At 61.2% G+C, this 23,911-nt stretch carries 25 protein-coding genes; 18 read left to right on the forward strand and 7 right to left on the reverse strand.

Features of this window, described 5'->3' with window-relative positions; translation table 11 throughout:
• The first annotated feature begins 305 nt into the window (after nt 1-305).
• The 7 genes from JNB71_RS22795 to JNB71_RS22825 all read left to right on the forward strand — a co-directional run bounded on the left by JNB71_RS22795 (nt 306) and on the right by JNB71_RS22825 (nt 5,258).
• Nucleotides 306-1,061: a GntR family transcriptional regulator gene (locus JNB71_RS22795; RefSeq protein ID WP_220374069.1), complete on the forward strand. Its 756-nt coding sequence runs from the start codon at nt 306-308 to the stop codon at nt 1,059-1,061.
• Nucleotides 1,062-1,090: 29 nt separating this feature from the next.
• A complete protein-coding gene (locus JNB71_RS22800; protein ID WP_223215964.1) occupies nt 1,091-1,846 on the forward strand; it encodes a transporter substrate-binding domain-containing protein in 756 nt (251 codons plus the stop codon).
• Nucleotides 1,847-2,241: 395 nt separating this feature from the next.
• The gene (locus JNB71_RS22805; RefSeq protein ID WP_220374071.1) at nt 2,242-2,913 is read left to right on the forward strand and encodes an amino acid ABC transporter permease; all 672 of its coding nucleotides are present in this window, start codon (nt 2,242-2,244) and stop codon (nt 2,911-2,913) included.
• Nucleotides 2,910-3,569 (forward strand): amino acid ABC transporter permease, encoded by a 660-nt coding sequence (locus JNB71_RS22810; protein ID WP_220374072.1) that lies wholly within the window; start codon nt 2,910-2,912, stop codon nt 3,567-3,569. The genes JNB71_RS22805 and JNB71_RS22810 overlap by 4 nt, the downstream gene beginning before the upstream one ends.
• Nucleotides 3,547-4,272: an amino acid ABC transporter ATP-binding protein gene (locus tag JNB71_RS22815; protein ID WP_220374073.1), complete on the forward strand. Its 726-nt coding sequence runs from the start codon at nt 3,547-3,549 to the stop codon at nt 4,270-4,272. Before JNB71_RS22810 ends, JNB71_RS22815 begins: the two co-directional genes overlap by 23 nt.
• A 272-nt stretch (nt 4,273-4,544) precedes the next feature.
• A complete protein-coding gene (locus JNB71_RS22820) occupies nt 4,545-4,871 on the forward strand; it encodes a hypothetical protein (protein ID WP_220374074.1) in 327 nt (108 codons plus the stop codon).
• Between the two features lie 120 nt (nt 4,872-4,991).
• Entirely contained in the window at nt 4,992-5,258 is a 267-nt protein-coding gene (locus JNB71_RS22825) for a DUF1488 domain-containing protein (RefSeq protein ID WP_220374075.1), read from the forward strand.
• A gap of 36 nt (nt 5,259-5,294) precedes the next feature.
• On the opposite strand, the gene JNB71_RS22830 is transcribed toward JNB71_RS22825, so the two are convergent.
• Complete coding sequence (locus JNB71_RS22830; RefSeq protein ID WP_220374076.1) at nt 5,295-5,600, reverse strand: hypothetical protein; 306 nt, start codon at nt 5,598-5,600, stop codon at nt 5,295-5,297.
• A gap of 292 nt (nt 5,601-5,892) precedes the next feature.
• Here JNB71_RS22830 and JNB71_RS22835 point away from each other — a divergent pair, with 292 nt between their 5' ends.
• The 7 genes from JNB71_RS22835 to JNB71_RS22865 all read left to right on the forward strand — a co-directional run bounded on the left by JNB71_RS22835 (nt 5,893) and on the right by JNB71_RS22865 (nt 12,700).
• Entirely contained in the window at nt 5,893-6,330 is a 438-nt protein-coding gene (locus JNB71_RS22835; RefSeq protein WP_026203384.1) for a DUF6163 family protein, read from the forward strand.
• Between the two features lie 131 nt (nt 6,331-6,461).
• Nucleotides 6,462-6,974 (forward strand): transcriptional regulator LdtR, encoded by a 513-nt coding sequence (gene ldtR / locus JNB71_RS22840; protein ID WP_220374077.1) that lies wholly within the window; start codon nt 6,462-6,464, stop codon nt 6,972-6,974.
• A gap of 620 nt (nt 6,975-7,594) precedes the next feature.
• Nucleotides 7,595-8,920 carry a L,D-transpeptidase family protein gene (locus JNB71_RS22845; protein ID WP_220374078.1) on the forward strand — a complete coding sequence of 442 codons (1,326 nt, stop codon included), beginning with the start codon at nt 7,595-7,597 and terminating at the stop codon, nt 8,918-8,920.
• A gap of 196 nt (nt 8,921-9,116) precedes the next feature.
• Nucleotides 9,117-10,418, forward strand: a complete 1,302-nt coding sequence (glyA, locus tag JNB71_RS22850) for a serine hydroxymethyltransferase (protein ID WP_220374079.1) — start codon at nt 9,117-9,119, stop codon at nt 10,416-10,418.
• Nucleotides 10,419-10,431: 13 nt separating this feature from the next.
• The gene (gene nrdR, locus JNB71_RS22855; protein WP_018326044.1) at nt 10,432-10,905 is read left to right on the forward strand and encodes a transcriptional regulator NrdR; all 474 of its coding nucleotides are present in this window, start codon (nt 10,432-10,434) and stop codon (nt 10,903-10,905) included.
• A gap of 65 nt (nt 10,906-10,970) precedes the next feature.
• Nucleotides 10,971-12,083 carry a bifunctional diaminohydroxyphosphoribosylaminopyrimidine deaminase/5-amino-6-(5-phosphoribosylamino)uracil reductase RibD gene (gene ribD / locus JNB71_RS22860; protein ID WP_220374080.1) on the forward strand — a complete coding sequence of 371 codons (1,113 nt, stop codon included), beginning with the start codon at nt 10,971-10,973 and terminating at the stop codon, nt 12,081-12,083.
• A complete protein-coding gene (locus JNB71_RS22865; RefSeq protein WP_220374081.1) occupies nt 12,083-12,700 on the forward strand; it encodes a riboflavin synthase in 618 nt (205 codons plus the stop codon). The genes ribD and JNB71_RS22865 overlap by 1 nt, the downstream gene beginning before the upstream one ends.
• A gap of 72 nt (nt 12,701-12,772) precedes the next feature.
• Here the strand turns inward: JNB71_RS22865 and JNB71_RS22870 are convergent, their stop codons facing one another.
• From JNB71_RS22870 to JNB71_RS22880, 3 genes are all read right to left on the reverse strand, one after another.
• Entirely contained in the window at nt 12,773-14,524 is a 1,752-nt protein-coding gene (locus JNB71_RS22870) for an adenylate/guanylate cyclase domain-containing protein (RefSeq protein WP_220374082.1), read from the reverse strand.
• 130 nt (nt 14,525-14,654) lie between these two features.
• On the reverse strand, nt 14,655-15,173 hold the full coding sequence (locus JNB71_RS22875; RefSeq protein WP_220374083.1) for a GNAT family N-acetyltransferase: 519 nt from the start codon (nt 15,171-15,173) through the stop codon (nt 14,655-14,657).
• A gap of 42 nt (nt 15,174-15,215) precedes the next feature.
• A complete protein-coding gene (locus JNB71_RS22880) occupies nt 15,216-15,716 on the reverse strand; it encodes a cupin domain-containing protein (RefSeq protein WP_220374084.1) in 501 nt (166 codons plus the stop codon).
• Nucleotides 15,717-15,921: 205 nt separating this feature from the next.
• Between JNB71_RS22880 and ribH the strand changes: the two genes are divergently transcribed.
• From ribH to JNB71_RS22895, 3 genes are read left to right on the forward strand one after another with little or no spacing between them, the layout of a single operon-like run.
• Complete coding sequence (gene ribH / locus JNB71_RS22885; RefSeq protein ID WP_220374085.1) at nt 15,922-16,383, forward strand: 6,7-dimethyl-8-ribityllumazine synthase; 462 nt, start codon at nt 15,922-15,924, stop codon at nt 16,381-16,383.
• The gene (gene nusB, locus JNB71_RS22890) at nt 16,380-16,862 is read left to right on the forward strand and encodes a transcription antitermination factor NusB (RefSeq protein ID WP_220374086.1); all 483 of its coding nucleotides are present in this window, start codon (nt 16,380-16,382) and stop codon (nt 16,860-16,862) included. The genes ribH and nusB overlap by 4 nt, the downstream gene beginning before the upstream one ends.
• Nucleotides 16,863-16,871: 9 nt before the next feature.
• Nucleotides 16,872-18,107 (forward strand): MFS transporter, encoded by a 1,236-nt coding sequence (locus JNB71_RS22895; protein ID WP_431029629.1) that lies wholly within the window; start codon nt 16,872-16,874, stop codon nt 18,105-18,107.
• 140 nt (nt 18,108-18,247) lie between these two features.
• Here the strand turns inward: JNB71_RS22895 and JNB71_RS22900 are convergent, their stop codons facing one another.
• The 3 genes from JNB71_RS22900 to JNB71_RS22910 all read right to left on the reverse strand — a co-directional run bounded on the left by JNB71_RS22900 (nt 18,248) and on the right by JNB71_RS22910 (nt 21,714).
• The gene (locus JNB71_RS22900) at nt 18,248-18,643 is read right to left on the reverse strand and encodes a toxin-activating lysine-acyltransferase (RefSeq protein WP_262927119.1); all 396 of its coding nucleotides are present in this window, start codon (nt 18,641-18,643) and stop codon (nt 18,248-18,250) included.
• 63 nt (nt 18,644-18,706) lie between these two features.
• Complete coding sequence (locus tag JNB71_RS22905; RefSeq protein ID WP_220374088.1) at nt 18,707-20,029, reverse strand: HlyD family type I secretion periplasmic adaptor subunit; 1,323 nt, start codon at nt 20,027-20,029, stop codon at nt 18,707-18,709.
• A complete protein-coding gene (locus JNB71_RS22910) occupies nt 20,026-21,714 on the reverse strand; it encodes a peptidase domain-containing ABC transporter (RefSeq protein ID WP_220374089.1) in 1,689 nt (562 codons plus the stop codon). Before JNB71_RS22910 ends, JNB71_RS22905 begins: the two co-directional genes overlap by 4 nt.
• Nucleotides 21,715-22,183: 469 nt before the next feature.
• Here JNB71_RS22910 and JNB71_RS22915 point away from each other — a divergent pair, with 469 nt between their 5' ends.
• Nucleotides 22,184-23,152 carry a hypothetical protein gene (locus JNB71_RS22915; RefSeq protein WP_220374090.1) on the forward strand — a complete coding sequence of 323 codons (969 nt, stop codon included), beginning with the start codon at nt 22,184-22,186 and terminating at the stop codon, nt 23,150-23,152.
• Nucleotides 23,153-23,911 lie beyond the last annotated feature (759 nt).

Here is a 23,911-nt window from a genome sequence, read left to right on the forward strand (position 1 = left end):
ACGGAGCCTGCCCGCTGCTCGGAGTGGATCCTCGGGTCAGGCCCGGGGATGACGACTCCGGGTGGATCGCGCCAGAGGCAAACGTCATGCTACTGGAGGTATCCGGCTTTGCGCCGAATTCCTCCCATCCGTCATCCTCGGGCTTGACCCGAGGATCCACTCCCAAGCGCAGAGAGGATGCAGCAAAAGACGCCGGATGAGCCGTCTCCTGCCGCATTTTTCATCACGCTCATCACGGCGAGGGGCTAAGTGATTGACTCGACTGCCAGATGCAGTTTGGCACGGCGCTTGCAATCCAGTCTGGTATGCAAGATTTACATACAGTACAGACAGCACAGGATGATATCGAGCGGTCCATCGTCGCCGGTATCCTTTCGGCCCGCATCAAACCCGGCACGCGCCTCAGCGAGAACCAGCTGGCAACGCTTTTCGGCGTTTCGCGCACGCGGGTGCGAGAGGCGATGATGCGGCTCGAGACCCGCGCCATTGTCCATGTCAGCCCCCGCCGCGGCTGGTTCGTGGCCGAACCCTCGGCCGGCGAAGCCATGACGGTGTACGCCGCCCGGCGCGTCATCGAATCCGGCCTGCTTCGCTCGATGAGCGAATTGACAGGCGCCGGGCGGGAGAAGCTGCATGCGCATCTCGCCGAGGAAAAGGAAGCGATTGCCGCTGGCGACAAGCAGCGCTTGACCTGCCTGATGGGCGATTTCCACATCCGGCTCGCCGAGCTCAGCGGCAATGACGTGCTCATCGACATCCTGCGCGACCTGACTGCACGGACAATCCTGATTTCTCTGCTCTACCAGTCGGATTTCCACGCCATGCAGTCCCACCTCGGCCACTGCACGATCGTCGATGCGCTGGAGGCGGGCGATTTTGCGAAAGCCGCCGAACTCAGCATCGCGCATCTCGAGGAGGTCGAGGAAGGTCTCGACCTGACGTCGCGCCGCGATCCGCTGTCGGACCTGCGCACCTCGCTTTCCCTTCCACCCGCGGCTGCGCAATCGAAAGAAGCGGCCGTCCCGTCCCGAAGAAATAATCGTAAAAGGAGAACAGCATGACATTCACCAAACATCTCGCCGCCGCGGCAATGGCCGTTGCCGCCATCTTTGCCACGGCTTCGGTTTCCCGCGCCGATGCGCTTGCCGAGATCACCCAGCGCGGCACGATCCGCGTCGCCGTTCCGCAGGACTTCCCGCCCTTCGGCAGCGTCGGCACCGACATGGCGCCGATGGGTTACGACATCGACATCGCCAATCTCATTTCCGAAAAGCTCGGCGTGAAGACCGAACTGGTGCCGGTCACCAGCGCCAACCGCATCCCCTACCTGCAGACCAACAAGGTCGATCTGGTGATTTCGAGCCTCGGCAAGAATTCCGAACGCGAAAAGGTCATCGATTTCTCGACCCCCTACGCGCCGTTCTTCAACGGCGTCTTCGCGCCCGCCGATGTTGCCGTGACGAAGGCCGAGGAACTTGCCGGCAAGACCGTCGGCGTCACCCGCGGTGCCGTCGAGGATCTGGAACTCACCAAGATTGCCCCGGCCGACGCTGTCATCAAGCGCTACGAGGACAATAACGGCACGATCTCAGCCTTCCTCTCCGGCCAGGTGGACGTGGTGGCGACCGGCAACGTGGTCGCAGCCGCGATCCTCGCCAAGAACCCGCCGAAGCGCCCGGAGCTGAAGTTCCTGATCAAGAATTCGCCCTGCTACATCGGCCTCAACAAGGAGGAGCCGGCGCTGCTCGAAAAGGTCAACGCCATCATCGCCGCAGCAAAGACGGACGGCACGCTCAACGGCATCTCGCAGAAGTGGCTCGGCGCCGACCTTCCGGCCGACCTCTGATCGGATGAATGGCGGCCATCCTGCAGCCCGCGGGATGGCGGGGCCGCCAAGGTGTAGGAGAGACACGACAGAGACCGTTCACCCCCTCTGCCGTGCCGGGCATCTCCTTTGGCGGCAGGGCTGTTCATATGGAGCGAGGCGATTGCGACAGAAACCCTCTTCTCCCCCGCGGGGGAAGTGCCGAGCGTAGGGGAGGCGATGAGGGGGCTTCTCCGCGATTTCGCTGCCGGCGGTCCCCCTCATCCGGCCCTTCGGGCCACCTTCTCCCCGCTGGGGAGAAGAGGGAGCAAGCTGCAAGTCCAGATGCGATAGTCCTGCCCTCGAGGGGAAGATGTCACGAAGTGACAGAGGGGGTGTCTCAGGACTGTCGTGCACCGTGTGCCAGGAGATAGAGATTGACCTATATTTTCGAATTCGGCTGGCTGGCTGAATATTATCCGCAGATCCTCAAGGGCGTTCTGACAACCCTCCAGCTGATTGCCGTCGGCGCGGTGCTCGGAATAGCGCTCGGCACATTCTGTGCCTGGGCGCGGGCGCTGGGACCTTCGTGGCTGAAGCCGATCGTCGCCGCCTATGTCGAGCTGATCCGCAACACCCCGTTCCTGATCCAGCTTTTCTTCATCTTCTTCGGCCTGCCGTCGCTCGGCCTGCAGCTCGGCGAACTGACGGCCGCCAACATCGCCATGGTGGTCAATCTCGGCGCCTATAGCTGCGAGATCATCCGCGCCGGCATCCAGGCGACGCCGAAGGGCCAGTTCGAGGCAGGTGCCAGCCTCGCCATGACGCCGTTCGAGACCTTCCGTCATGTCGTGCTGGTGCCCTCGCTGCAGCGCATCTGGCCGGCCTTGTCGTCGCAGGTGGTGATCGTCATGCTCGGCTCATCGGTCGTCTCGCAGATCGCCGCCGAAGACCTCACCTTTGCGGCCAATTTCATCCAGTCGCGGACCTTCCGTGCCTTCGAGGCCTATATCGTCTCGACCCTGATCTATCTCTGCCTCGCGATCCTGCTGCGCCAGGCGCTGGTCGTCGTCGGCGGCTTCATCTTTCCCCGGAGGGCGGCACGATGATCGAATTTTCGATATGGGACATCCTGCGCAATCTGTTGCTGGCGACGCGCTGGACCATCCTGCTCTCGCTCGTCTCCTTCGTCGGGGGAGGGGCAGTCGGCCTGCTTCTGCTTTTCCTGCGCATCAGCAAGCGCAAGGCAGTGCGTGCCTTCGCCAAATATTACATCGAGCTGTTCCAGGGCACGCCGCTCTTGATGCAGCTTTTCCTCGCCTTCTTCGGCCTTGGTCTCTTCGGCATCGATGTGCCGGCCTGGCTGGCTGCCGGTCTGGCGCTCGTGCTGTGGACGGCCTCGTTCCTGGCCGAAATCTGGCGCGGCTGTGTTGAATCGATCGCCAGGGGGCAATGGGAGGCGTCCGCCAGCCTCGGCATGGGGCGGCTGCAGCAGATGCGCTACGTCATCCTGCCGCAGGCCTTAAAGATCGCCGTGCCGCCGACCGTCGGTTTCTCGGTGCAGGTCGTCAAGGGCACCGCGCTGACCTCGATCATCGGTTTCGTCGAGCTGTCAAAGGCCGGGACCGTCGTCACCAACGCCACCTTCCAGCCCTTCACAGTCTACGGCCTCGTCGCCCTCATCTATTTCGCGCTCTGCTGGCCCCTGTCCAAGAGCAGCCAAATTCTCGAAAGGAAGCTCAATGTCGCTCATCGAAATCACTGAGGTCCGCAAAAGCTACGGCACCAACGAGGTTCTGAAAGGCATCAATCTCGACGTCGAGCCCGGCGAGGTGATCGCCATCATCGGCAAGAGCGGCTCGGGCAAGTCGACGCTGCTTCGCTGCATCAACGGGCTGGAGACGATCACGCAAGGCTCGATCTCGGTCGCCGGCGCGCAGCTCATCGACGACGAGGTGCACCTGAAGGCGCTGAGATTGAAGGTCGGGATGATCTTCCAGCAGTTCAACCTGTTTCCGCATCTGACGGCCGGCGGCAACGTCATGCTCTCCCAGAGCGTCGTGAAGAAGACCGCAAAGGCCGAAGCCGAGGCGATGGCGCGCAAGATGCTCGACCGCGTCGGGCTTGGGCACAAGTTCGAGGCCTATCCGGACGAGCTTTCCGGCGGCCAGCAGCAGCGCGTCGCGATCGCACGCGCCCTGGCGATGCAGCCGATCGCGCTGCTTTGCGACGAGATTACCTCGGCGCTCGACCCGGAGCTGGTGGCCGAAGTGCTGGCGGTGGTTCGCGAGCTTGCCGCGGAAGGCATGACGCTGTTGATGGTGACGCACGAAATGAAATTCGCCCGCGACGTCTGCTCGCGCGTCGTGTTCATGCATCAGGGCCGCGTCCACGAGATCGGCCCGCCGGAAGAGGTGTTCGCCAATCCGAAGACGCCGGAACTGCAGCAGTTTCTGGGCATGCATTGAGGCCGGCAACCACGGTCGCTCGCGGCGCCTGCGGCTCGCAAGGCATGGGCTCAAGCGTTCACCGTCTTTGCCCCGGGAGACGGTGAACGCTTGCCACACCGCCAAACCGGCGTCGGTTTCGCCGCCGGTCCGGTGCATCTGCAAATGATGCTCGATATAATTGTCTTGTATATAGGCTGCAATTAGCGCATGTTTCCCTCTTCGGCAGCAGTTTGTGCGGGCGCTGCCGCTTGAGGGCTGTCATACCCTAGCCCCAATCAAAGGAGGACGTCGTGTCTTCCACCATCCAGCAAGATTTTGTCGATTCCATCGATCTGAGATCCATCGCCGAGGGCCGCCACTGTGGCGTGGACCTGAAGCGACCGGCTGCGCCGCTGATTGCGTGCGCCGAACTGATCTATTGTCTGCACAACCGGTTCAGACTGTCCGTGAGAAGCCATACGTCGCATGCCATGGCAGGCGGCGCGGACCAGCCGTTCTCTGATATGAATGCACCCTGCGTCTCCAAGGCGGGCATTGCCGTCTACAGCTGGAAGAATGGGCGAAGCGCACTTCACCAGGTGAATAAACAGGACGGGAGGATACCCGAACATGTTTAAGCCCAGTTTGCCGGTCGTATCCGTGGTGACGTTCCTGATCAGGTCGTCCCCTGTCTTGTCCCTGATCTTCGTCGCCTATTTCGCGATGCGGTAATTTCTCTTGCAAAATTGAAAGTGCTCATGACGCTCTCGTTTCCCAACAGTGCCCGCAGCTACGACGACGCCAAGAGGCGTGTCCGGTTTACCGGTTACGATGGCATGTTCGAGGTGAAATTCTTCGTGACCGCCGACGTTCTTGCCAAGGGACTGGTGACCAGGACCGCGGCGGAGCAGGACTATCTCGCCGCCTTTGACAAGCTGCGTCCGAAAATCCTGGACGTTGCGACGCGTGCCTATAATGGCAAGCGGCAGGCAATGGTGCTTCTGGATTTGTCGAACTTCAGATAATTCGCGCGCAAGCCCGCCCGCCGCTCATGGCTGACGCTAGTTCTGCATGCGCTTGGCCGGGACCTGCTTCTCCAGCTTCTTGGCGTAGCGGATCAGATAGGTGCCGAGTTCCTTGGCCGCGGAGGGCGACATCGCGACCTGGAGCTGATGCGGAGAAATGTCCGTATCCCGGTAGAGATCCCACTCCTTCTTGGAGATGGCGTACCCGATCCGCATGATGACGTGGTGCGGGTCTGCGGTGGCTGTGCCCCACTCGAGGAGGGTGTACGCGGTCAGCTTGTTTTCGAGGTCGACATCCCATTTCGACATGTCGTTTTCGTTCACGGCAAGGGCCTTCCCCATGGTCGTTTCGTCACGTTGTTGTTGCGTTTCCTGCCGTCCATAATTACCTGCAAATCTCTGCAGGCGCGCTTCTCTTTTAGACGTAAAGACCATCCGGAAAAGGAGAGATGCCGACCATCAGCATGAGTGCCGGCAGCCACGAAGACGTGCCTGGGCAACGGTCTGGGCGGCTCTTGTCGGCGTAGCCGGACGGCCTCAGGGCACCCAAGCCGGCCCAGGCGTCGTCCTGGCGGGCGCCAGTCGAAAAATACCCGTCTGGCCAACCGCCGCTCTGCCGCCTATCTTCCGCGCCATGGCTCCTGATTCTGTGAAAGTGCCGAAACTGTCGCTGACGGAAACGATCTTCGGGTTGTTGCTGCGGCTGGTTGCCGTCGCGTGTTTCTGGTTCGGGCTCAATTACTGGGCGCTGTTGATCGGCTTCTCGTTCGAGGGGAGTGGGCGGTTCGATCTGTTGCCGGTACCCTGGCGGGTGGCGGCCACGGCACTCGCCGTGGTCTATCCGGTGGCGGCCCTCGGGCTGTGGCTCCTGGTCTCCTGGGGACCGGTGCTCTTCGTGGTCGCGGCAGCGACGGAAGCCACGATGTTCGGCCTCTATCCGGAGATTTTCGGGAAGAAGCCGATGCTCCTGATGATGCACGGCTCAATCGCCGTCACCTACGTCCTTTTCCGGCTCGTGATGCTCTACCAGCGGGCCAAACAGGCCAAGGCTGCAAGAAATGATTTACCCTGAGACAAGGGCTGTGGATGGTAAGGCGCTGTTAAGGCTGTAGTTTAAGTCGAATTTTATACGTATTCGATAGTGTCTCACTCAAGGCGGGAAGATAAACACACACCGCCAAACAAAACAGTGAGGCAGTCATCATGAACACCAAAATGAAGCCGCAGGCCGTTGCCGTCAAGGATCCGCATGAAGACGCGATCCGTTCGCTCTACATGGAATCCCTCCACCTCGTCGAGCGTCTCCACCGCCGTCTGCTCGACGTCATCAAGGACGAATTCGACCGCTCGGGCCGCTCCGACGTCAACGCCGTCCAGGCGCTTCTCCTCTTCAACATCGGCAATTCCGAACTGACGGCCGGGGAACTGCGCTCGCGCGGCTATTATCTCGGCTCCAACGTATCCTACAATGTCAAGAAGCTGGTTGACCTCGGCTTCATCAACCACCAGCGCTCGCGCATCGACCGCCGCTCGGTCCGCATCAGCCTGACCGAGGATGGCCAGGAGATCGCCGAGACGGTCGCCAAGCTCTATGAGCGCCATATCGGCTCCATCCAGAAGGTCGGCGGTATCGGCACCGACGAGTTCGGCCAGATGAACAAGCTCTTGCAGCGTCTCGACCGCTTCTGGAACGACACGATGCTCTACAAGCTCTAAGCGCCGACGGGCTGGGCATAGCCGCAAATGTGTGATGTCTTGCTAACGGGTGCGTGACGAGCGCATCCGTTCGCGCGTTCTGGCGCCCACTGCCTGCGTCCCGCAAAAGGTTCCCCGAGCTGTCATACGGCAAGCAGGATGCGGTGCGAGCGCTCCATCGTCGGCGCTCAGGGCTTGGAGCGAAGCTGCAAGTTGCAATCTCACCGCAACCACGAGGCATCAAGATCCATGTTTCGAAATCGCGAATAGCCGTGCAGATTGTATGGTGACCTAGACTGTCGCGCAGGACGGCCTCGTCTTGGCGGAGCCGCGGTGCCAAGGAGACCGGTCATACTGTCGCGTTCTTGTTGCGGGAATCCCACAGCAATCAGGGTGTTACGGAAACGGGCGATCGGCAGGGGCCGCAGGCGACACGAATTGGCCATATTACTGTGACAGCGACGAGGCCAAGAATGCGCGTCAGGGGACTCACCGTTTCTGTTTTGCAGAGGGAACACGGACGGCAATTTGCGGTCGCGCTCTCACGAATGTGAACCGGGCAGGACCGGTATAGTTTGCGTTTGTTAACCATATCTGTGATAGCGCTGCGTTTTGCGTCGCAGCATTAAATGGTAGGGACTATGTCGAAGAAGAACGGAATTGATGCTTTCTCACGCCGCAGCTTTCTGCGTTCGGCCGCAGCCTTTGGTGCCGCGACCTGGGCCGGTGGCGCATTGGCGCAGGACGCGCTCGACGAGATCATCAACGCGCCGCGCCGCGGCGCCTGGGACGACCAGTTCGACGCCAAGGCCTCGCGCAGCGCCACCGCGGTCGTCTCCAACAATCCGATCTTCGGTATCGACACGCTCGCCAACACGCAGAACGCCATTGCCCAGTATCAGCAGATCGTCTCTGCCGGCGGCTGGCCTCAGGTCAATTCGGCGGTTCGCCTGGAGATGGGCGTTTCCGATCCCGCCGTGCAGGCGCTGCGCCAGCGCCTGATCATCTCCGGCGACCTTTCGCAGTCCGCGGGGATTTCCAATTCCTTCGACAGCTATGTCGACGGGGCGGTCAAGCGCTTCCAGGCCCGCCACGGGCTGCCGGCGGACGGCGTGCTCGGCGAATATTCCATCAAGGCCATGAACATCCCGGCGGATGTCCGCCTGGGGCAGTTGAACACCAACATCGTGCGGCTGCAGGCGATGTCCGGCGACCTCGGCGGCCGCTATGTCGTCGTCAACATTCCCGCTGCCTACATCGAGGCCGTTGAAAACGGCCGCGTAGCGACGCGCCATACGGCCGTCGTCGGCCGCATCAGCCGCCCGACGCACATCATCAACTCGAAGATCTACGAGGTCATCCTCAACCCCTATTGGACCGCACCGCGCTCGATCGTCGAGAAGGACATCGTTCCCCTGATGCGCAAGGATCCGGAATATCTGAAGAAGAATTCTATCCGCCTCATCGACGGCAGCGGCAACGAGGTCGCGCCGGAAACGATCGACTGGAATGCCGAGAAGGCGCCGAACCTGACATTCCGCCAGGACCCCGGCAAGACCAATGCCATGGCCTCGACCAAGATAAATTTCCACAACGAAAACAACGAGTACATGCACGATACGCCGCAGCAGGGCCTGTTCAACAAGCTGGCCCGCTTCGAGAGTTCGGGTTGCGTGCGCGTCCAGAACGTGCGCGATCTGACGACATGGCTTCTGCGCGACACGCCCGGCTGGTCGCGGCAGCAGATCGAGGCGACGATCCGTTCGGGCCAGAACTCGCCGATCCAGCTTGCCGTCGAGGTTCCCGTCTACTTCAAATACATCACCGCCTGGGCTGCCATGGACGGTATCGTCCAGTTCCGCGACGACATCTACCAGATGGATGGCGAGCAGCAGCTTGCGCTGCAGACGACCACCGGCGTCGAGCAGGTGGTCGGTGCGGTCGAGCAGGAAAACCTGCCGCAATAAGGCCAGCGACCCGATTGAAAGGGCCGTGCCTCCTTAAAGGAGCGCGGCCCTTTTGCATTCCGGCCCTTTGCATTCCAACCCTTGCCGCTTTCCCGGCGCGGCAGGTGGGGGAAATGGCGCAAATCGCACAGCCCGTATTGCCCTTGCCATGCGAGGACGATAAACAGCGTGCCACGGTCTCACAGGAGCTTTGAGAATGAGCGTTTCTTCCGCCGCCACTGACGTTTTCTTCAGCCGTCCCCTTGCCGACAGCGATCCGGACATTTTTGGCGCGATCGAGAAGGAACTCGGCCGCCAGCGTCACGAAATCGAGCTGATCGCCTCGGAAAACATCGTCTCGCGCGCCGTTCTGGAAGCGCAAGGCTCGATCATGACCAACAAATATGCCGAGGGCTATCCGGGCAAGCGCTACTACGGCGGCTGCCAGTTCGTCGACATCGCCGAAGAGCTGGCGATCGAACGCGCCAAGAAGCTGTTCGGCGTCAACTTCGCCAACGTTCAGCCGAACTCGGGGTCGCAGATGAACCAGGCGGTATTCCTGGCGCTCCTGCAGCCGGGCGACACCTTCATGGGTCTCGACCTCAATTCGGGCGGTCACCTGACCCACGGTTCGCCGGTCAATATGTCCGGCAAGTGGTTCAACGTCGTATCCTACGGCGTGCGCGAGGGCGACCATCTGCTCGACATGGATGCCGTTGCCGAAAAGGCACGCACCCACAAGCCGAAGCTCATCATTGCCGGCGGCACCGCTTACTCCCGCATCTGGGACTGGAAGCGCTTCCGTGAGATCGCCGACGAAATCGGCGCGTACCTGATGGTCGACATGGCCCATATTGCCGGCCTCGTCGCCGGTGGCCAGCATCCGTCGCCGTTCCCGCACTGCCACGTGGCAACGACGACGACGCACAAATCGCTCCGCGGACCGCGCGGCGGCATCATCCTGACGAACGAGGAGGATATCGCCAAGAAGATCAACTCGGCCGTCTTCCCCGGCCTGCAGGGCGGCCCGCTGATGCACATCATCGCCGCCAAGGCGGTCGCGTTCGGCGAAGCGCTGCAGCCGGAGTTCAAGGACTATGCGGCCCAGATCGTCAAGAACGCCAAGGCGCTCGCCGAAACGCTGATCGCCGGCGGTCTCGACATCGTCTCGGGTGGCACCGACAACCATCTGATGCTGGTCGATCTGCGCAAGAAGAATGCCACCGGCAAGCGCGCCGAGGCAGCACTCGGCCGCGCCTACGTCACCTGCAACAAGAACGGCATCCCGTTTGACCCGGAAAAGCCCTTCGTCACCTCCGGTATCCGTCTCGGCACGCCGGCCGGCACGACCCGCGGCTTCAAGGAAGCGGAATTCCGCGAGATCGGTAACCTGATCGTCGAAGTCCTCGATGGCCTGAAGGTCGCCAACTCCGACGAGGGAAATGCCTCCGTCGAAGCCGGTGTGCGCGAGAAGGTGGTCAAGCTGACCGACCGCTTCCCGATGTACCCCTACCTCTGATCGAGGAGCCCGGATGCGCTGCCCCTATTGCGGATCGGAAGACAGCCAGGTGAAGGATAGCCGTCCTGCAGAGGACGGCGCCGCCATTCGCCGCCGGCGCATCTGCCCGGATTGCGGCGGACGCTTCACGACCTTCGAGCGGGTGCAACTGCGGGAACTGATGATCCTGAAGAAGACCGGCCGCAAGGCTCCGTTCGACCGCGACAAGCTGCTCAGGTCGTTCGAAATCGCGCTGCGCAAGCGGCCGGTCGATCGCGACCGGATCGAACGGGCCGTCTCCGGCATCGTCCGGCGGCTCGAAAGCTCCGGCGAGACGGAAATTTCCTCCGAAGAGATCGGCCTCCAGGTGCTCGAAGCGTTGAAGGGGCTCGATGACGTCGCTTTCGTCCGCTACGCTTCGGTCTATCGCGACTTCTCCCATGCGGAGGATTTCGAGAAGGTGATCGCTGAGATCAGCGCCAAGATTGCCCGCGATCCTGGGGCATGACCGAACCGACGCCGCCGAAAGGCGGCGTTTGACATTTCCCGGGTTGAGGACGAAACGGCATCGACATGGCGGACAGGGCGGACGACGAACGGTTCATGGCGGAGGCGCTTAAGCTCGCCCACCAGCACCTTGGCGCAACCGGTTCCAATCCCTCTGTCGGTTGCGTGATCGTCCGTGACGACGGCGATGGCCAGAGGATCGTCGGCAGCGCCGTTACGGCGCTCGGCGGTCGGCCGCATGCGGAGACGCAGGCACTGGCCGGGGCCGGAGCGCTGGCGCGCGGCGCAACGGCCTACGTGACGCTCGAACCCTGCTCGCATCACGGCAAGACGCCGCCCTGCGCCGAAGCGCTGATTGCGGCGGGTATTGCGCGTGTCGTCGTCGCGGTAACAGACCCCGACGAACGGGTTGCGGGCCGCGGGCTTGCCATGCTGCGCGAGGCGGGCATTGAGGTCGTGACCGGGGTGCTGGAGGACGCGGGCGAGCGCGAACTCGAGGCCTATCTCATGCGCAAGCGCAACAACCGGCCCTATGTTACCCTGAAGCTTGCGGTTTCCACCGACGGCATGATCGGGATCAGGGGCCAGGGGCAGGTGCGCATCACCGGCACGCCCGCCCGCGAGTTCGTACACAGGCTGCGCGCCGAGACCGATGCGATCCTCGTCGGCATCGGCACGGCCGTTGCAGACGATCCGGAACTGACGGTGCGCCTTGCGGGGCTCGAGCACCGCTCGCCGTTGCGCATCGTCATCGATGGCGATCTCGACCTTCCGCTGACGTCGAGGCTCGTCCAGACGGCCCGCAACGTTCCCGTCATGGTGGTAACAGGCAAGCGTGAGGGAAACGTCGCGTTTTCCGAGCGGAGCCGGGCATTGGAAGCGGCTGGCGTCGAAGTGGTGGTCTGCGATCCGGCCGAGCCCGGCGATCTGCTCGCGGCGCTGGCGACGCGGGGGATTTCCTCGCTGCTGGTCGAGGGCGGCGCGCGGACGGCGCAGACGTTTCTCAATGCCGGGCTTGTCGACCGGATCTTGTTGTTTACCGGGCCGTCGATCCTTGGCGAACAAGGGGTGCCATCCCCACTTGACCGGAACCTCTTGCCCGTCGGCTTCGTCCACATGCGGACCGACACTTTCGGCGACGACATTCTCGACACTTACGAATACGAAAGAGCTCCCTGATGTTCACCGGCATTATCACCGATATCGGCACCGTCGAAACGATCACCCCGCTCGACGAGGGCATCCGGCTGCGCATCGCCACTGCCTATGATCCGAAGGGTATCGACATCGGCGCCTCGATTGCGTGCTCCGGCGTCTGCCTGACAGTGACGACGCTGCCGCAGGAGGGTGCCAACGGCCGCTGGTTCGAGGTCGAGGCCTGGGAAGAGGCACTGCGCCTGACAACGATTTCATCCTGGACGGCGGGGCAGGCGATCAATCTCGAGCGCTCACTGAAGATCGGCGACGAACTCGGCGGCCATCTCGTCTCCGGGCATGTGGACGGCAAGGCGGAAATCCTCTCGGTCGAAACGGAAGGCGAGGCGACCCGCTTTCGCCTGCGTGCGCCGGACCATCTGGCGAAATTCGTGGCGCCGAAGGGATCGGTCGCCCTCGACGGCACCTCGCTGACCGTCAACGCCGTCGACGGCGCGGAGTTCGACGTGCTTTTGATCCGCCACTCGCTTGAGGTGACGACCTGGGGGCAGCGCAAGGCAGGCGATTTCGTCAATTTCGAGGTCGACACAATGGCGCGCTATGCGGCGCGTCTGGCGGAGTTTCCAGCGCCGAAGGGGTGAGGTGTTGCACCTCCCATTGCCTATCGAGGAGGTGACGCGATCTTCGGCGACGCCGGCGCTGGATTTGCTACATCAAACGGCAAGGCCCAGCCGGCGAAGACCTTCGACGCGCAGTTCGAAATCGGCAGGGTTCTTGTACGGCATGGCATGCCGCCGGTGTTCGATCGAATAGTCAGGATCGATCTTTAACGCCTGCGTCCAGGCGGTCCGACCCTCCTCAATTCGTCCGAGGTGGCCACAGCACGACGCCAGCAAGGCGTAGGCCGTGGCGGAGGCCGGATTGCGCACCAGCCGCTTGCGCAGCGTCGCGGCGGCCAGGTCGAAACGCCCGAGCACGAGCTGCGCTTCGGCGAGAAATTGCAGCGCAATTTCAGGATAGAAGGGATCGAGCTGCATGTAGCTTTCGAGTGTCTCGACCGCTTCGGCGGCAAGGCCGCTGAAGATCTGGATGTGAGCCTTGAGAACGCGCGCGTCCGCCGAACTGGGCTTGAGGGCAATGCAGCGCGCCGCGGCATCGAGAGCGCTGTCGATCTGGCGGCTCCACAGCAGCCCCACTCCCATGACGAAATGTGCTTCCGGCTCTTCATCGTCCATGGCGACAGCGCGGCGGGCGAGATCGAGACCTTTCGCGAGAGTGCTATCCGGTTCGGCGGCCCAGCCGTTCACATAGTCGTTGATGTGGGTGAACCCGGTGAATGCGTAGGCCGCCGCACAATTCGGATCGATATCGATCACCTTTGCCATGAGGGCCCGGCCATTGACGTTGCCAGCGCGCGTGTGGAGCCACACCTGCTCACGCCCCTGCAGGAAATAGTTGTAGGCGGTGATATCGGCGATCCGCTTGCCGGAGAGACGGTCCTTTTCCGAGGTCGTCAGCCTGACCTTGAGAGCCGCGACGATCTGCTGGGTAAGTTCGTCCTGGACGGCGAAGATATCCGTGAGATCCCGGTCGAAACGATCGGCCCAGGCATGGCCGCCTGTCATTGCGTCGATCAATTGGGCGGTGACCCGCACCCTGTTGCCGGCCTTGCGCACGCTGCCCTCGAGGACATAGCGCACGCCGAGCGCGGCAGCGACATCGCGGATGGAGACCGGGCTTTTCTTGTAAACGAAAGAGGAATTGCGGGCGATGACATGCAGTTCTGAGAGTTTTGCAAGATCGGTGATGATGTCCTCGCTGATCCCGTCAGAAAAATATTCCTGGTCGGCGTCCCCGCTCATGTTGTTGAAGGCGAGGACGGCAATCGAGGTCTTTTCCGCCGACGGCGGCTCGGATGATGCGGCGGGGAGGGCGTTACCGTTGACGAGGCAGAAAATCTCGATCGGCCGCGCGATGTTCTTGACCGTCTGCGACCCACGGCTTTCGATCCCGACGGGAACCTTGTCGCGCACCTGATCGGCGGCGGACCGGGAGATGTAGATGCCGCCGGGTTGCGCCAATGCCTCGATCCGCGCCGCGACGTTGACGCCGTCGCCATATATGTCGTCTCCATCGACGATCACGTCGCCGACATTGATGCCGATGCGCAACCGGATCCGGTTTTCCGGAGAGCTGCCGTGATCGTATTCGGGCACCTGTTTCTGGATCTCCATGGCGCAGGTCACCGCCTCGACGGCGCTGGCAAACTCTAGCAGCGCGCCATCGCCCATCAGTTTGACCATGCGGCCGCAATGGCGCGCGACGGCCGGGTCGATAACGGCGCAGCGCAACGCCTTCAGCCGGGCCAGCGTGCCCGCCTCGTCGGTCTCCATCAGGCGCGAGTAGCCGACGACATCGGCCGCAAGTACTGCGGCCAGCCTGCGCTGAACATGCTCGCCCGTCATGGTGCAGAGCCATCCTTGTCGTGTGAGCGGCGAACGCGCCGCCCCAGGGACTCTAAACCTGATCGGCCGGTTTGGCCATCGCGGCGTCGCCGGTATGAGGGGTGGGATCAGCGCGACGACATGCCGGGCCCTACCGCTCGAGCAGGATCACCTGAGCGCCATGATAGACCGTCCGCCGCGCTTCCTTGAAGTGCAGCTTCGCTGCCACCCTGAGCGAGGCGAGGTTGGCGACGTCGATGATGCAGGTTTTCTTCAGCGACGGAAACTGCTGCTCGCCCCAGCGCAGCGCAGCGTCGACCGCTTCGGTGGCAAGGCCACGGCCGTGCGAGCGGGGGGAAAGCGCCCAGCCCGTCTCCATCGTGCCTTCCAGCGAGGGGGTGATGACGCGGTGGAGGTCGTGAAAACCGGCTTCGCCGATGAACTGGCCGGTCTCGCGGTCCTGCAGCGCGAAGAAGCCGAAGCCGAAATAGTGCCACATGCCGACCTGGCGCAGAAACCGCGTCCAGGCCTGTTCGCGCGAGAACGGCACGCCGCCGATGAAGCGCGTCACCTCCGGATCGGCGAAAAGCGTGCTGTAGGGGCCGAAATCGTCCCGCCGGTAGGGGCGCAGGATCAGGCGTTCGGTCTCGATGGTGGGGACGCTGTGCATGAGGCTCTTCAGTCCGCTTTGAAATTGGATTTCGTCATAGGATCAGATTCCCGGCTCGCCGTCCCAATAATCGACTTCGCTTTCCCGCCGACCGACGAAGCGGAAGCGCGGCTTGCCGCCGACATCACGGGACTTTGCCAGGAACTTGCCGGAATCCGGATATTCGACGATTTCGGCCTTCGCATTGCTCGAGATCGACAGGTATTTGAGCGGTGCGGTGCCGGTATTGATCAGGTGATGGGCCGTTTCGGGGCCGCCCGAAGGGGCGCCGAGAACGTCTCCGGCCTTCACGGCGTAGCGGTCCGGGCCGAAGCGGTATTCGCCTTCTCCGCTCAGGATGACGAACAGCTCTTCCTCGATATGGTGATTGTGAAACGGACAGCCGGACTTGCCCGGCGGCACTTCGCCGTAGCCGATGCCGAGGTCCTTGAGGCCCAGTCGCGCGCCGAAGGACGCGTCGCGGGATTCGAAGAACGTGCCCTCGGTCCAGTGTTCCAGTTCAAGTTCGGCGGGGTTGACGATCGGTTTTTGCATATCTGTCATGTCCTTCTTGCCTCCGGAACGTTTTATCGGGGCGCCATCGGATTGAAAAGGCGATGGCAATTGGCGCCTTTCGCGCAGTTTCCCTGCCGCGGCCCGACCGGAATCGGCGCCTCGCCGCGAAAAATGCTTGCCAACCGGGCCTTGGCATGATTTGACCGCCGCCTGCGCCGGAGATGTCCGGCCCCCCATTTCAGACAGGTGACAAATGTCCGATACCGAGAAACCACATATCCTCATTGTGGAAGCGCGCTTCTATGACGACATGGCCGACGCTCTGCTCGATGGTGCGACCTCGGCGCTGAAGGAAGCCGGCGCGACCTATGACGTCGTGACGGTTCCCGGCGCGCTCGAAATTCCCCCCGCGATCGCCATGGCGCTCGACGGCGCCGACAATGGCGGCACCGAATATGACGGCTTCGTCGCGCTCGGCATGGTCATCCGCGGCGAGACCTACCACTTCGACATCGTCGCCAACGAATCCTCGCGTGCCCTGATGGACCTCGCCGTCAGCGAAAGCCTTGCCCTCGGCAACGGTATCCTGACGGTCGAGAACGACGACCAGGCCTGGGCGCGCGCCAGGAAGAGCGAAGGCGACAAGGGCGGCTTTGCCGCCCGCGCGGCGCTGACCATGATCGACCTGAAACTCAAGCTGGGCGGCGAACTGTGAGCGACATTCCTTCCGATCCGCCGATCAAGCAGGCCAACCAGCGCGGGGCTGCCCGTCTGGCCGCCGTGCAGGCGCTCTACCAGATGGACATCGGCGGCACCGGCGTGCTGGAGATCGTCGCCGAATACGAAGCCCACCGGCTGGGTCAGGAACTCGACGGCGACACCTATCTGAAGGCCGACGCCTCCTGGTTCCGCTCGATCGTTTCGGGCGTCGTGCGCGACCAGCGTCTGCTCGATCCCCTGATCGGCACGGCCCTTCAGGACGATTGGGCGCTGTCGCGCCTCGACTCGACGGTCCGCGCCATCCTGCGCGCCGGTACGTTCGAGCTTCGCGAGCGCAAGGACGTCCCCGTCGCCGTGATCGTCACCGAATATGTCGAGATCGCCAAGGCCTTCTTCGAGGATGACGAGCCCAAGCTCGTCAATGCGGTGCTCGACCGGATCGCCCGGACGATCAGAAGCGACGTCAAGAAGTAGGATCACCCGATGACAGTGCCGGCAGGCGCAGTGCAGGACATGGATCATGAGCTGCGCGGCGCCCGCCGCAATGTCTATCTGCTGACGGCTGCCCAGGCCATCCTCGGGACGATCGGCCCGATCGTCTTTGCCGTCGGCGGCGTCGCCGGTTATCAGCTTCTCGGCGACGACAAGTCGCTGGCGACCGCGCCGCTCACAGGCTTCAATGTCGGCGTGGCGCTTGGTGCGGTCGTCGTCGCTGGTGTCTCCAGGCTGCTTGGTCGCAAGGCGGCCTTCATGGTTGGCGCCCTGCTTGGCGCCTGTGGCGGTACGCTTGCGGCCTATGCCCTGTTTCTCAACGACTTCTGGCTGTTTGCGCTCGGCCTGTGCGTATCGGGTGTCGCCGGGGGCTTTACCCAGAAGCTGCGCTTTGCCGCGGCCGATGCCTCGCCCAGCTTCTACAAGCCGCGGGCGATTTCATGGATCCTGGCCGGTGGCATCGTTTCCGCCGTGCTCGGCCCGCAGCTCGTCATCCTGACCAAGGACATGCTGGCGCCGGTTTTCTTCGCCGGCGCGTTCCTCGCGGTGGTCCCGACCTGTTTGGTGGCGATTGCCATATTGGCGTTCCTCCGGCTGCCCGACCTCAGGCCGGTTGCCGGAGCCGCCCCAATCGGGCCTGTGCGACCGCTGCGGCAGATCGTCGGCACGCACCGCTTTATCACCGGCATGATCTGCGGCATCTCCACCTATGCGCTGATGACCTTCATGATGACCGGCGCACCGATCGCCATGGTCGTCGGCTGCGGCTTTTCGCAGGACATGGCGACGCTCGGCATCCAGTGGCATGTGCTGGCGATGTTCGCGCCAAGCTTCTTCACCGGCATGCTGGTCAGCCGCTACGGCGCCGAAAGGATCGTCGCCTGCGGCCTGGTGATCCTGATGCTCTGCGCCCTGGTTGCCCATGCGGGGATCGCGCTGTGGAATTTCTGGGGCGCGCTGATCCTGCTCGGCGCCGGCTGGAACTTCGGCTTCATCGGTTCGACGGCAATCGTCGCTTCGAGCTACAGGCCGCAGGAGGCAGACAAGGTGCAGGGTTTCCACGACATCATCCTGTTCACTGCGGTCGCGCTTGCCTCCTTCGGTTCGGGCAAGGTGCTGACCGCCTATGGCTGGGACATGCTGAGCGCCGCGGTCTGGCCGGTGACGGCTTTCTGCCTTTTGCTGCTGATCTCGCTGTTTTTCGCCGAAAAGCGGCGTCCGGCCTGAGATTTGACGCCGAAACTGCTTTCCCGCTCCCGTAAGCTGCCGCCAACATACCGAAAAACGTGGGTTTTTCCCTTTATGGCCGCTTGACGATCCCGATTCGTCACCGCACTCTCTCGCCACGTCTGTGTGGCAATCATTGCTTAGGCCTTGTTGGCAAGCGCGTTCCGCCAGACCTTGATGCGCTTGATGCTACCGTCGCCATTTCGCTTGATCGAATGGGCGTGAAGATGCGGGAAGTGATTGCGCTGCAAGTCCCGGATGATCTGCAGCGTATTTCCGAAAGGGGCAACGATGTCCGTAAACCAGAGGTTGCTGCCGGATGTCCAGCGATCGGCGGGCGGGTTCTGCCCGTGGAGATAGAGTGCAGTGTGGCATTCATCATCCACCAAGGCCCAGGTGACGAAGGCCATCGGCAGGCTATTCTCGTCAAAATAAACCTTGCATTGTCCCGCCTGCAGAGCTGGAACGAGATGGGCTTCTACCTCGGCGACGGACCACTTTCTATAGTCGGACGCCATAGCCACGGCTGTGATCATTCCAAGCGCTTCAAAATAACCGATAGAGCGGTCTCTGCCGCCTGCGTTATCGTTATGCATCCCTCATTGCTCCCCGAAACTGTCTTGGATAGCCTTCAGAATAGGCTCGAAGAAATAGCTGATCAGCCGGCGCTCGCCCGTGATTACGTCGACAGTCACCGTCATGCCCGGCGTGAAATCGATGATGCGGGCCGCGACCCGGATGTTGGGCCGCTCCAGGTTCAGGCGAACGGCATAGACCCATTTGCGCGTGGCCGTATCTTCGCGCGCATCTGCGCCGACGCTGGAGACACGCCCACGAACGATCCCGAAGCGCTCCGCCGGGAAGGCGTCGAATTTCACGAATGCCTTTTGGCCGGTCTTCAAAAAGCCGACGTCCCGGTTGTCGAAGAAAGCCTCGATCTCAACGCCACCATCGGAGGGAACGATAGACATCAGGGTCGCCCCAGCCTCGATAAAGCCGCCGAGGGTGAATACCGAGAGGTTTTCGACCCGGCCGTTTGCGGGGGCCTTGAGGGATAAATTGGCGCGATGGGCTTGGGCGGTATTCAAATCCGCCCGCGAACTGCGCAGCGCGATTTCCGCCTCGTTCACTTGCTTGCGATAGGTCGAGAGAACCGCTGATATAGCACTTATCCTCCTCTTGGCCATGGCCTCAGCCTCCGCTGAAAGCTCGCTGAGCTGACGTTCGGCAATCACCGTGTCGCTTTCCACCGCCTTGAACTCGCGAAGCCTCTCCAGGTAGGCAACCTCACTGATCGCTCCCCCCTCCTTCAGGGTTTCCGCCGAGGTCAGTCTTCGCGCGACGATTTCCTTGTCCGAGCGCGCTTTTTCGATCCGTGCCAATTGGGCGCTTTTCGAGCCTTCAATTCGTTTCAGTTGCGCGTCTGTCTCGGCAACCTGATCGCGAAGCGCGGCGAGAACGGCGATGACAAGCGCCTCTGTGCCGGGCTCTTCGTGGACGCCGACCTTCTGTCGCCGCAGAGCTGCCTTTCCGGCCTCGATGAAGCCTCCATCTGTCGGATCTTTGCTGATCAAGGGTTCCAGGATCGACAAGGCGACCGCCGCCTCCTGTGCCTGCCGCTCGATCTCTGCCTCGATGCGCGCAATCTCACTCTCGGCTGCGGTGGCATCCATCCTCACCAGAACGTCGTTGCGTTTGACGGACTGGCCTTCTTCTACGAGGATCGCAATGATCTTGCCGTCGACCTGCGGCTGGACGAGCTGGACGCGGCCGGTGGGTATGACCTTACCGTGGCCGCGCGCGACGATTTCGGTTTTCGCGACGTAGCTGCCGGCGACGATTATCACGAACAGGCTGATGAGAAACCAGGCCGTGACGCGGATGGTTGGCGATGCCGGCCCTTCGACCCTGTCGTTCTTCATGACGGCATCATTTCCGCAGGCGCCCACCGCTTCTCCGGCGCGGGGCGGCTGAGATCGATCACGTTGATGTTCGTCCCGAGCAGGTGGGGATTGTGCGTAACCACGACCAATGTCCTGTCACGTGCGAAACGCTTCATCATCTCGACAATGATCGCCGCCGATTGCGCATCAAGGGCACTGGTCGGCTCATCGAGGATGAGAGCCTGCGGGTTCGTAAGAAGGGCACGCGCCAAAGCAATCCGCTGGCGCTGGCCGCCGGACAGACGACCGCCGCGCTCTCCGACGTCGGTGTCGATCCCATTTGGAAGCTGCATCACGACCCGGTCGCTGCCGCTATCGATCAGGACGCTTTGGATCTCTTCTCCAGTCGCGTCGGGCTTGGCCAGGAGATTGTCGAGGATGGATCCGGAAAAGAGCACCGGCTCCTGCGGCAGATAGGCGATCGTTCGCCTGACGCTCTGCGGATCGTAGTCGGAAAGGTCCAAATTGTTGACCTCAACGCTCCCGTCGTCCGGTTCGTAGAGGCCTGCGATCAGCTTCGCCAACGTGGACTTGCCCGAACCGGATTCGCCGACAATCACTGTCGGCCGGTTTGGCTCGATGACGGCGCTCATGTCGCGGATAATCACCTGATCACCCGTATAGCTGAACGACAAGCGGTTCAGGCGTAGCGTCAGCCGCCCGTCAATCCGCAGTCGAGGCTTGGCGATGTCCGTCTCGGTCGGCGTGTTGAGAAAATCACCCAGCCGCAGCCGGGCGACCTTCAGCCCCTGCCATTGCTCCCAGATCGACGAAAGCGACAGGATCGGTCCCGACACCTTGTCAGCCAGAAGATGAAACGCGATCAGCTCGCCAAGCGTGATTTCGTTCTGAAAGACCAAACGTGAGCCGAAAAAGATGATCAGGATAATCGACCCATTCTCAAGAATGTGACCAAGGAAGCCGTTGAGGATGTTGAGTTTTGCGACGCGAAAACCGGCAACGAGGCTCACGTCCAACGTCTCCTGGAAACGCTTGGCCTGCCGTTGTTCAGATGCCAGCGCCTTGACGGTGACGGCATTTCCGAAGGCTTCGACGAGGCGTGATTGATGGCGGGATCCGGCAGCAAATGATTCCTGCATGCGGCCGCGGAGGAATGGCCCTATCGTGCCGAAGGTCACGATCTGAAGCGGCAGCATGACCAGCACCAGCACCGTCAGGAACGGGCTGATGGAAAAAAGCGCTATGATGTACGTCGCCGCGAACAGCACGTCCAGCGCGACCCCGGAAACCGTGCCGGTAAGAAACGCCCTGACTGTATCGATCTCTTCGATGCGCGCGAGCGTCTCGCCGACCTGCCACCGTTCAAGAAAGCGCAGCGGCAGGCCAAGGACGTGGCGGAAGATCCTGCGTGCCAGTTCCGCAATCAACCGGTTGGCCATGTGGTTGCCGAGATAGGTTGCGAGCGCGTCCAGCCCTGCGGAAAAGACCGCTGTCAGCACCAGGATCCCAACGATCAGGACCAGCGTTGCCTCGCGCTGAAACGGCAGAACTCGGTCGATGATCGTCTGGAATACAAAGGGCTGAACCAGACCAAACAGTCGCAGAACGACAGCGACTATCATCAACTCGATCAGAATTCCTGTATATCCGGAGGTCGTGTAAGTAAACCATGATATTTTGGCAGGAGTTGCATTATTGATCATGAGTAAAAATCACATTTTAACCGTTAGTAAAACTTCAGAAATCGCGTTTTACTCTCTTGAAATAAAGTGGCAGCGCCTGCAACCTAGAAGATGTGGCGCGCAAATTACGTCGTCATGGTTGGGTGAGTGCGTTGAAAACGCTCGCAGCTGGCCAAACACAATAGATAATATTAGCAACAGGTTAGGAGATTTCTATGGGAAGCGGAGGCAGTGGAAGCCGCAGCGGGCCGGACACCGAGGACAGGGTGAACAGGGAGCACAAGCGAAACAGAGACGGTACCAGGAGTACATTTGGTAATACCCTAGGGCACATCGCGTCCCACGCGAATGTAAAGGTAGATGTTGGTAACAAAGGGGTATCGGTCAGCGCCAGCCCCACTTGCGGCTCATGCCATGATCCATACTCTGGGCGCCGCAAACAATAGGCAGTGTTGTTTTGTGTGCTCCCGCCGTTTCACGGGAGCACACATTGCAGCTGGACCTGCGGGAAAGTCATCATCAATTTTTCAGCGGACGTGGATTTATGCCGGTGTTACGAGTACGAGCGCTGAAGCGTTTTATGACTTGGCTCTTGCCTGTCTCAATTGCTGCGGCCGTTTCGATTGTTATGTTCGGCTTTCCGTCGCGGGGTTATGATCGCTTCGAGCAGATTTTCAGGCAATCGCTCGCCTCGGGTTCATACGATGAGAACATCCAACTTAATCGATGGGCTTCGCGTTTTGATGTCTGCATTTATGGTGGTCGAAGTGAGAGCACCAAGAAATTGGTGTTGCTCTTCTTCGATATAGTTCGAGAAGTGACGTGGCTACGCCCAACGATTGGCTTCAAGCCTGACATTGTTGCATGCCCAAACTCGACGTTTCTCTATGTACACCTCCATCAGGGGGAGGAGAATTTCAACCAAACTGCCGTCGGCGAGCTTGCTCTGATCATGACGCGGGCTGGAATGACCAAGCCTATTGACGCCCGCTTAAGTCAATATGGTATGGGGCTATCTATGATTGAGATAGGCTTGGAGCCGCGTCTTTACGTTGCAATCAACGAATTTGAAGGCGCGACACTCGAAGTTGACAAGTTGCTTGCGCGCAACGTTGTCCAGCAGGAATTGCTGCAGGTTCTGCTGAACGCCAGCGATCTGAAAGTTGATCAAACGCCAGTTTCCATCATCGAGGAACGGCGGGTGCCTAACGTACCCGATAGCGAGGACGACGCCGATCCAAAGAACCGGACCGAGCGCGCGAAGCTCAATGTTCCCAATATGTGCCTTTACGATGTGATGTTGCTGATGACGCTCTATGCGCGCGACGAGTCAATCGCCGATGCAAGGCTCGGTCCTTACATCAGATACATCAGAAAGAACTTTCACAAGCTCGAACAAGCGGCGCGGGCTGTCCAGAATAACCCAAGATACCATGAGATTTTTTCGAGCAGATGCTGATGGTGAGATTTCCGCCGCCCCCGGGCAGTCGAGTGTGATCGTGTGGAAGAAGATAATCGAGCGCGAGTGGGTAAATAGCTCTAAAGGCGGACCAAACCTGACGAACAAGTCGAGCTATAGTGTCAGCAAGTGCTCAGCAGCGGTCGGCGCTGCCGTGGCCACGGCTGGCCTCGCGGGTGGGATGCCCAGCCGGGGTGGCAAAGGGCGTTGCCACATCTGTGGCTGCCGCTGCGGGGGTGGCTGCTAATAGAGCGTGTAAGTAATCTCCGCCACTTTCCGTTGGCGCCGAAACAGAATCTTTTATCCAACACCGACATCTAAGATGTTCGAGCAGGGAGATGCCTTTGTCTTGGACTGCCGCCGTCACATATGCGTTCGTCCTTTTCATGGCGGCGGCAGCCCCATTTCTATACAGCCGAGGAAATCTCGCAGCGATGCTGGGTGGTGGAATTTCGTTCCTTGCAGCGGTGGCAGGCAGTTTTTTCGCTCTGCATTTAGTCGGCTACGCTGACGAATTTTATTCTTACAGCAGCTTCTTCATTCAGGCGTTGAACGAATACCACGGGGAATACTTCTTTATTTGCCGACGTTATTTGTTATGTCATACATTGTTACATTTTTCTGTGTGTATCACAAAACATATTCCAGAAAATGAACCTTTAATTGTAGTGTTTTCTCGATACTGGGGGAAGCCGTGCCGCGATGGAACCGTGCAGCACCGCTTTAAACCATCGCTCTACTCCAAATATTCCGCGAACA

It is taken from the genome of Rhizobium herbae (assembly GCF_019511375.1).
Lineage (GTDB): Bacteria > Pseudomonadota > Alphaproteobacteria > Rhizobiales > Rhizobiaceae > Pararhizobium > Pararhizobium herbae_A.

What these genes read in the sequence shown, in the direction of transcription:
- JNB71_RS22795 (WP_220374069.1), top strand. Translation starts at nt 306, where the DNA reads ATGCAAGATTTACATACAGTACAGACAGCACAGGATGATATCGAGCGG.
- JNB71_RS22800 (WP_223215964.1), top strand. Translation starts at nt 1,091, where the DNA reads ATGGCCGTTGCCGCCATCTTTGCCACGGCTTCGGTTTCCCGCGCCGAT.
- JNB71_RS22810 (WP_220374072.1), top strand. Translation starts at nt 2,910, where the DNA reads ATGATCGAATTTTCGATATGGGACATCCTGCGCAATCTGTTGCTGGCG.
- JNB71_RS22815 (WP_220374073.1), top strand. Translation starts at nt 3,547, where the DNA reads ATGTCGCTCATCGAAATCACTGAGGTCCGCAAAAGCTACGGCACCAAC.
- JNB71_RS22825 (WP_220374075.1), top strand. Translation starts at nt 4,992, where the DNA reads ATGACGCTCTCGTTTCCCAACAGTGCCCGCAGCTACGACGACGCCAAG.
- JNB71_RS22830 (WP_220374076.1), bottom strand. Translation starts at nt 5,600, where the DNA reads ATGGGGAAGGCCCTTGCCGTGAACGAAAACGACATGTCGAAATGGGAT.
- JNB71_RS22835 (WP_026203384.1), top strand. Translation starts at nt 5,893, where the DNA reads ATGGCTCCTGATTCTGTGAAAGTGCCGAAACTGTCGCTGACGGAAACG.
- ldtR (WP_220374077.1), top strand. Translation starts at nt 6,462, where the DNA reads ATGAACACCAAAATGAAGCCGCAGGCCGTTGCCGTCAAGGATCCGCAT.
- JNB71_RS22845 (WP_220374078.1), top strand. Translation starts at nt 7,595, where the DNA reads ATGTCGAAGAAGAACGGAATTGATGCTTTCTCACGCCGCAGCTTTCTG.
- glyA (WP_220374079.1), top strand. Translation starts at nt 9,117, where the DNA reads ATGAGCGTTTCTTCCGCCGCCACTGACGTTTTCTTCAGCCGTCCCCTT.
- nrdR (WP_018326044.1), top strand. Translation starts at nt 10,432, where the DNA reads ATGCGCTGCCCCTATTGCGGATCGGAAGACAGCCAGGTGAAGGATAGC.
- ribD (WP_220374080.1), top strand. Translation starts at nt 10,971, where the DNA reads ATGGCGGACAGGGCGGACGACGAACGGTTCATGGCGGAGGCGCTTAAG.
- JNB71_RS22865 (WP_220374081.1), top strand. Translation starts at nt 12,083, where the DNA reads ATGTTCACCGGCATTATCACCGATATCGGCACCGTCGAAACGATCACC.
- JNB71_RS22870 (WP_220374082.1), bottom strand. Translation starts at nt 14,524, where the DNA reads ATGACGGGCGAGCATGTTCAGCGCAGGCTGGCCGCAGTACTTGCGGCC.
- JNB71_RS22875 (WP_220374083.1), bottom strand. Translation starts at nt 15,173, where the DNA reads ATGCACAGCGTCCCCACCATCGAGACCGAACGCCTGATCCTGCGCCCC.
- JNB71_RS22880 (WP_220374084.1), bottom strand. Translation starts at nt 15,716, where the DNA reads ATGACAGATATGCAAAAACCGATCGTCAACCCCGCCGAACTTGAACTG.
- ribH (WP_220374085.1), top strand. Translation starts at nt 15,922, where the DNA reads ATGTCCGATACCGAGAAACCACATATCCTCATTGTGGAAGCGCGCTTC.
- JNB71_RS22895 (WP_431029629.1), top strand. Translation starts at nt 16,872, where the DNA reads ATGACAGTGCCGGCAGGCGCAGTGCAGGACATGGATCATGAGCTGCGC.
- JNB71_RS22900 (WP_262927119.1), bottom strand. Translation starts at nt 18,643, where the DNA reads ATGATCACAGCCGTGGCTATGGCGTCCGACTATAGAAAGTGGTCCGTC.
- JNB71_RS22905 (WP_220374088.1), bottom strand. Translation starts at nt 20,029, where the DNA reads ATGAAGAACGACAGGGTCGAAGGGCCGGCATCGCCAACCATCCGCGTC.
- JNB71_RS22910 (WP_220374089.1), bottom strand. Translation starts at nt 21,714, where the DNA reads ATGATCAATAATGCAACTCCTGCCAAAATATCATGGTTTACTTACACG.